Raw genomic sequence first — 6,139 nt, 5'->3', positions numbered from 1 at the left:
TCTGGCGACCAAGGCGGGTAAGTTGGGGCATCTGTTCGATCATTGAGCGGGTTTCGGAAAATGAAAAGGGCGCCTGAGGCGCCCTTTTTTGTTGCCGGATGGATTGTCTCCGTGCGTCGGGCGCGCTCCCGCGTAAGCTGCGTGCGGGAGCGCAACCGATACTTAGGCCAGCAGGGGCGGCAATTCCGTCTGCAGGGTCATTTTCTGCTTGGTGCCTTCGCCGGTCAGGGCAAACCCCTGAAGCTTTCCGTTCTTGTCGAAGAACTTGGCCACCACATTGTTGCCCTCTTCCTCAATCTGCCAGTCGCCTTCCAGATCACGCGGCGGTGGGTTGACCACAACCGGGCAGGCCGGGGTTTTGATGGTAACAGGCATGGCAGGGTAGCTGACGTCTGTATTGGTGCCTGCCAGGGTTTTGGCCAGCGCACGAGCCTGGGCCATCAACGGTGCCACATAGACCAGCACGTGACCGTCCACTTCCACACAGTCGCCCATCGCGTACACATTTTTGGCGCTGGTCTCCAGCAGGCGGTTGGTGGTGATGCCGCGGTTCACAGCGATGCCGGCATCCGATGCCAACTGCGTGCGTGGGCGTACGCCCACGGCTGATACCACGAGGTCGCAGTCAATGGTGTCGCCAGTGCTCAGGGTGACAGTCAGGCCCTTGTCGCCTGCTTTGTTTACTTCGGTGACCAGCGGGCCGAAGTGAAATTTCGCACCTTTGTCTTCCAGTGCGCGCTGTACTGCGCGCCCGGCAGGCTCTGGCAGCAGGGTTGGCAGGCAATAGCCCATCGGGTCTACCGCTTCAACCGCAAAGCCACCATTGAGCAGGTCGTTGGTGAATTCGCAACCAATCAGACCGGCGCCGATCAGGCACACTTTCTTCACATCGTTTTTCTTGATGGCGGTGCGGAAATCGTCGTAGTCCAGCAGATCATTTACCGAGTATACGTACTCCAGTGCGTCGCCCTTGATCGGCGGCGTGATGGTGTCGGCGCCCAGCGCCAGAACCAACTTGCCGTAGTGAATCTGGGTTTCAGCATCGCCCAATTTGATGGTCTGGTTTTCGGTGTCGATCGCGGTGACGTGAGTCATGGTCCAGACACTGGCCTTGAGCTGCTTGCCCATAGTGCCTGCATCGGCCTGGGCCAGATCATTGGCAGTGGTGTCTTTGGTGTAGCCGGTCGATAGCATCGGCTTGGAGTAGGAGCGTCCGTCGTCAGCGGTGATCATGATGACCGGCGTGTCCTGATCCTGTTTGCGGAATTCGCGAACCAGGCCATAGCCCGCAAGGCCGGTACCCAGTACCACGAGTGGCGCGCGGGTTTCGTCGGTGGTTTCTTCTTCGTGGTGGGGGGCAGCTGCCGGTTCGCTGGTTTCGATCAGCTCAAAATCTTCCTTGCCTACGCCGCAATCGGGGCACAGCCAGTCATCGGGAATATCTTCCCATTTGGTGCCAGCGGCAATACCGGAATCCGGGTCGCCCGTTTCTTCGTCGTAGACCCAGCCACAGACAATACATTCCCACTTACTCATTTCTCTTCCTCGTCGTCAGTGTGTGGCGCTTGCAGTTTGTGAGGGAATCACGCATTCTGCCGCCACTTTTAAAGGGCGCCTCTTGTGTGGTCGGAACCGTTTGTGCACTTGTGCGAAACGGGCCGTGAGCGCCTGAAATCAGGGTTTTGCAGTATATAGGGAGCCGGGTATTGTACGCTGTTCACCACTACCGATACCAGCCTGACGAGCCGCAATGGCGGGACTATCGCTGCCTGCTCAGTGAGCAGCTGCCGCGTGAAATCCGGCCCTGGCTGCTGGACAGAGGCTCGTTAACCGCCCGTCTGGTGCGGGCTAGCGGCGGAGACTTCCGGGTGCAGGTGCTGGAACAGTCGTGGCAATGCCCGCGCGGCAGCGAGCGGCACCTACTCGATATGGGTGAGCGCAAACGGGCGATAATTCGCGAAGTTTTGCTGATCTGCCGGGGTGAGCCTTGGGTATTTGCGCGCAGTGTACTGCCAGCCGCCAGCCTTGAAGGGCGGCTGCGCCACCTGCGCAAACTGAAGGATTCGGCGCTGGGCGCCTTGCTCTTCAGTGACCCCAGTATGCAGCGGGCGCCCTACGAAGTGGCCACGATTGCGGGCGATGATTCGGCGTTGCCGCCGGCTGTCCGCACGGATACTACTCTCTGGGGGCGTCGCTCCTGTTTCTTCCTCGGTGGCTTGCCGTTGATGGTCAGCGAGATCTTTTTGCCTGCTTTCAGACCTTGACGCTTGAAACACGCCGTTGGCCTTTATATGGTGATCCGGTTTACTACGAGTTGATTCCATGCCGGTTGACCTGACACAACTTCAGCAACGCTTCCCTGCTTTTATCCGCCTGATGCGCTTTGATAAGCCGATCGGTACCTACCTGGTATTGTGGCCTACACTGTGGGCGCTGTGGTTGGCGGCCGAGGGAGTTCCGCCCCTGTCTACCTTGATAATCTTTGTGCTTGGTGTAGTGCTGATGCGCGCCGCAGGCTGTGTGATTAATGACTATGCAGACCGTCATATCGATGGTCATGTGGAGCGCACCAAAGCGCGACCATTGGCCACCGGCGAAGTAGCGGCGAAAGAAGCACTGTGGTTGTTTGTGGGTCTGTGTCTGGTCAGTTTTGTACTGGTGTTGTTCACCAATCAGCTGACAATCCTGCTGTCGGTAGCAGCGGTGGCGCTGGCAGCGACCTACCCCTTTATGAAGCGCCACACCCACTTTCCCCAAGTGGTGCTCGGTGCGGCCTTTGCCTGGAGTGTGCCCATGAGTTTCGCTGCGGTGCAGAATACCGTGCCGCTACAGGCCTGGCTGATTTACCTGGCCGTTGTGATCTGGACCATCGCCTACGACACTTTCTACGCGATGGTAGACAGGGACGATGACCTGAAAATTGGCGTCAAATCCACGGCGATCTATTTCGGTGAAGAAGACCGCTTGATCACCGGCATCCTGCAGGCCAGCGTGGTGTTTATTCTTGTGCTCATGGGCTCACGCTTCAGCCTCGGTTTTATCTACTTTGTGGGCGTTGCGGCAGCAGCAGGCTTATTTATTTACCAGCAGCGTTTGATTCGCTTTCGTCAACGTGAAAACTGTTTTCAGGCTTTCCTGAATAATCATTATGTAGGGATGGTGGTGTTCATCGGTATCGCCCTGCATTACTTGCTTCCCGGCTGATGTACTCCTGTCGGTTTATTTCCAGTCTAGCGGAGGTGTCTGCCGAGCAGTGGAATGCGCTGCTAGCCACTGACTATCCCTTTTTGCGTTACGAGTTCTTATGGGCAATGGAATCCAGCGGCGCAACAACGCGTAAAAGTGGCTGGGAGCCTTCGCACCTCGTCGTGGAGGACGCGGGTGAGCTGGTTGGGCACTTGCCGCTGTATCGCAAACACCACAGCTACGGCGAGTATGTTTTTGACTGGTCCTGGGCAGACGCCTGGCAGTGCAATGGCTTGAATTACTACCCCAAGTTGCTGTGTGCGATTCCTTACACTCCAGCCACTGGTCCGCGCCTGTCGCTACGCCAAGGTATTCCTGCGCAGCCGGTCTGCGAGTTTCTTCGCGAGCAGGCGGATATCTCGGTGTCGTCGGCCCATGTGCTGTTTACCAATCCAGATGAAGATGCACTGTGGGGTGATGCTGATTTTGTTCGTCGAGTTGCACCTCAGTACCACTGGTTTAACCGCGGTTACAGCGATTTTGAAGATTTTTTGGCAGCATTCAGTTCACGCAAGCGCAAGGCATTGCGTCGCGAACGGCGGCTGGTTGCCGAGCAGCAAGTGGTGTTGCGGCGCGTGCCGGGGCGACAGATCACGACCGACCTGTGGCGGCACTTTTACCACTGTTATCAGATGACCTATGCCAAGCGCAGCGGCCACGGTGGTTATCTGAATCAGGCGTTTTTTGAGCAGATTGGGCAGACCATGCCGGACAACCTGTTAATGGTGGTGGCTGAACAACACGGTGAGCCGATTGCCGCCGCGCTTAACTTTCACGACACCGCCACGCTCTATGGTCGGTACTGGGGGTGTCTTCGCGAGGTGGAGTTTCTGCATTTTGAGGCCTGCTACTATCAGGGTATTGAATACTGTATTGAGCAGGGGCTGCAGCGCTTTGACCCTGGGGCGCAGGGCGAACATAAAATTCAGCGTGGCTTTGACCCTGTGGAAACCCGTTCGCGACACTGGATTGTCGATCCGCGTTTTCGAGAGGCCATAGCGCGATTCCTTGATCAGGAAACACCGTCGATTCACGCCTATCTGCAAGATGCGCGACAGATGCTGCCTTTCAAGCGAGGTTAAATAGGTGGTAGGCGGCGGGTTGGTTGCTAGGAGAGGCAATGGACAGCGCCTTGGTGGCGCTGTCCAATCGCCGGCTTAGAAGTTAAAGCGGGCAGAGAAGGTCAGGGTGTCTACGTCGTCGATTGAGCCGTATTCCAGGCCCAGATCCACGGTTTCAGATGCGCCGTACAGGCCGCCAATGCTGAAGCCAGTCTCGTTGTCGTCGTCACCTCGAGCGTGGTCCACGGAGAAATTCAGCTCTGCGTTTTTGCTGATTTCAGCGCGAACACCGGCAGACAGCAACTCACCATCGTTATCAACGTCGATGCCGGCAAACTCGATTTCGCTTTCCACCAGAGAAACTTCAGCGACAAAATCGACCGTCTCGCTAACTGCGGTGCGGAAGCCTACGCCCAGGCTGTAAGAGTCCATGGAGATTTCGTCGGTGATGCCCATGATGATGTATTCGTCGTCGGTTTCCGCCTGGCTATAAGCACCCAGAATATAGACATTCTCGTGAACAGAAACGCTGCCTTTTACACCGAAGCCCATTGCGTCTTCGCCATCCAGATCAATCTTGGCAACGCCGACTTCAGCGTAGGTGTAGGAAAGGTCGGCCGCAAAGGCGGGCATGGCAACACCGGCAGCCAACATCGCTGCGATTAGATTTTTTTTCATTGTTTTTAGGTCTCCCCCTAAAATTAGTATTGTTATCGTGCTGAAAAGCACCGCGGCGGATACTAGCAAACAGAACGGTCTAACGAAAGATTGAAGTGGCGGTGTAGTAAATTCACCGGGGGCGTTTCGATGAATAATCTGAATGTCGCGAATCATAAACTACCGATTATGCCAAGAGATTAAACCGCCTAACTTGCCGGCACGCATGCCCTGTGCCACTGTCAGCAAAAAGGGGAGGTGATTATGACGTGGCTGACGCATCCGGCGAATGATTTCGCGCAGGTGTTTTCATTGCGCACTAACCTTTATAACGATTATCGACTCTTCGAAGCTGCGCTTGAGAAACAACTGGATCAGCGTCTGATGTGGGTGTGCAAAGCGCGATGTGCGCAGCTGCACCACTGCATAATGGATGGTGAGTTGAAGCGTACGTTAGGTGACGATCTTATCGCCGCGCTGCCCCAGTGGTATAACGATCCCCGTTTTTCGGCGCTTGAGAAATCCGCCCTGCAGCTGGCCGAATGTTTCTGTCTCGACCCACACAGTATCAGCGATGACATGGCGGCGGCTGTGGTCGCTCATCTGGGCGATGCCGGGCTGGTTGCGCTGCTGGAATTTCTTGCGCTGTGCGATGGCTTTGCCCGTTTTCGAGCGATTCTGAACATCGAGGAGGCTGCATGACCAAATCGCGTGTGAGCTTGCCCGCCAACGCCGGTGATGATCCCATCAGTGGCAGCGCACTGGCCCTGCAACCCGAGGCTCTGGCTGCCTTCAATCAGCTCTACGGCACCCTATGGAGTCGTGGTGTTCTGGATCATCCCAGTAAAGAGTTGGCGCGGCTGCGCAATGCCCGCAAAACCAATTGTGTATTCTGCAAGAACGTCAGGTTTTCGCAGGCCAAGGCTGAGGGTCTAAACGAAACGCAGGTCGAACAGATTCGCGATGGCTATGAGGACAGCGATCTTTCCTTACGGCAAAAGCTGATTCTGCGTTACACAGACAAGTTTCTGACCGCGCCCAACGAGATCGATGATGCGTTACAGAATGCGATGAAGGGCGAGTTTAGCGATGAGGAAATCGTCGAATTGACTGCAGGCCTGGCGCTGTTTATGGGCTTTTCCAAAATCGCGGTTTCACTCGGCGGCATGCCCGAC

Annotated in this window: 7 protein-coding genes; 5 read left to right on the top strand and 2 right to left on the bottom strand. The window is 56.2% G+C overall.

Annotated features, from left to right (window positions below; all coding sequences use genetic code 11):
* Positions 1-162 precede the first annotated feature (162 nt).
* Entirely contained in the window at positions 163-1,536 is a 1,374-nt protein-coding gene (locus tag ABYP39_RS16650) for an FAD-dependent oxidoreductase (RefSeq protein WP_372783674.1), read from the bottom strand.
* 170 nt (positions 1,537-1,706) lie between these two features.
* Here ABYP39_RS16650 and ABYP39_RS16645 point away from each other — a divergent pair, with 170 nt between their 5' ends.
* From ABYP39_RS16645 to ABYP39_RS16635, 3 genes are read left to right on the top strand one after another with little or no spacing between them, the layout of a single operon-like run.
* Positions 1,707-2,264 carry a chorismate lyase gene (locus ABYP39_RS16645; RefSeq protein ID WP_372783672.1) on the top strand — a complete coding sequence of 186 codons (558 nt, stop codon included), beginning with the start codon at positions 1,707-1,709 and terminating at the stop codon, positions 2,262-2,264.
* 58 nt (positions 2,265-2,322) lie between these two features.
* On the top strand, positions 2,323-3,204 hold the full coding sequence (gene ubiA / locus ABYP39_RS16640) for a 4-hydroxybenzoate octaprenyltransferase (protein WP_372750146.1): 882 nt from the start codon (positions 2,323-2,325) through the stop codon (positions 3,202-3,204).
* Positions 3,204-4,328, top strand: a complete 1,125-nt coding sequence (locus tag ABYP39_RS16635; protein WP_372783670.1) for a GNAT family N-acetyltransferase — start codon at positions 3,204-3,206, stop codon at positions 4,326-4,328. Before ubiA ends, ABYP39_RS16635 begins: the two co-directional genes overlap by 1 nt.
* Positions 4,329-4,403: 75 nt before the next feature.
* Here ABYP39_RS16635 and ABYP39_RS16630 read toward each other — a convergent pair whose 3' ends face one another.
* Entirely contained in the window at positions 4,404-4,985 is a 582-nt protein-coding gene (locus tag ABYP39_RS16630) for a porin (RefSeq protein ID WP_372783668.1), read from the bottom strand.
* Between the two features lie 243 nt (positions 4,986-5,228).
* On the opposite strand from ABYP39_RS16630, the gene ABYP39_RS16625 reads away from it, so the two are divergent.
* Positions 5,229-5,666, top strand: coding sequence for a carboxymuconolactone decarboxylase family protein (locus tag ABYP39_RS16625; protein ID WP_372783666.1), 438 nt, complete (start codon positions 5,229-5,231; stop codon positions 5,664-5,666).
* Positions 5,663-6,139, top strand: a 477-nt coding sequence (locus tag ABYP39_RS16620; protein ID WP_372783664.1) for a carboxymuconolactone decarboxylase family protein, incomplete at its 3' end; no start/stop codon positions are given. The genes ABYP39_RS16625 and ABYP39_RS16620, both read left to right, overlap by 4 nt.

Source organism: Litorivivens sp. (assembly GCF_041625495.1).
In the GTDB taxonomy this organism is placed as follows: Bacteria; Pseudomonadota; Gammaproteobacteria; order Pseudomonadales; family Spongiibacteraceae; genus Litorivivens.
Note: the sequence above shows the minus strand (reverse complement) of the source record. Positions and strands in the feature narration are given on the sequence as shown.

Coding starts and splice junctions, on each gene's coding strand:
- ubiA (WP_372750146.1), top strand. CDS start 2,323: ATGCCGGTTGACCTGACACAACTTCAGCAACGCTTCCCTGCTTTTATC.
- ABYP39_RS16650 (WP_372783674.1), bottom strand. CDS start 1,536: ATGAGTAAGTGGGAATGTATTGTCTGTGGCTGGGTCTACGACGAAGAA.
- ABYP39_RS16630 (WP_372783668.1), bottom strand. CDS start 4,985: ATGAAAAAAAATCTAATCGCAGCGATGTTGGCTGCCGGTGTTGCCATG.
- ABYP39_RS16635 (WP_372783670.1), top strand. CDS start 3,204: ATGTACTCCTGTCGGTTTATTTCCAGTCTAGCGGAGGTGTCTGCCGAG.
- ABYP39_RS16625 (WP_372783666.1), top strand. CDS start 5,229: ATGACGTGGCTGACGCATCCGGCGAATGATTTCGCGCAGGTGTTTTCA.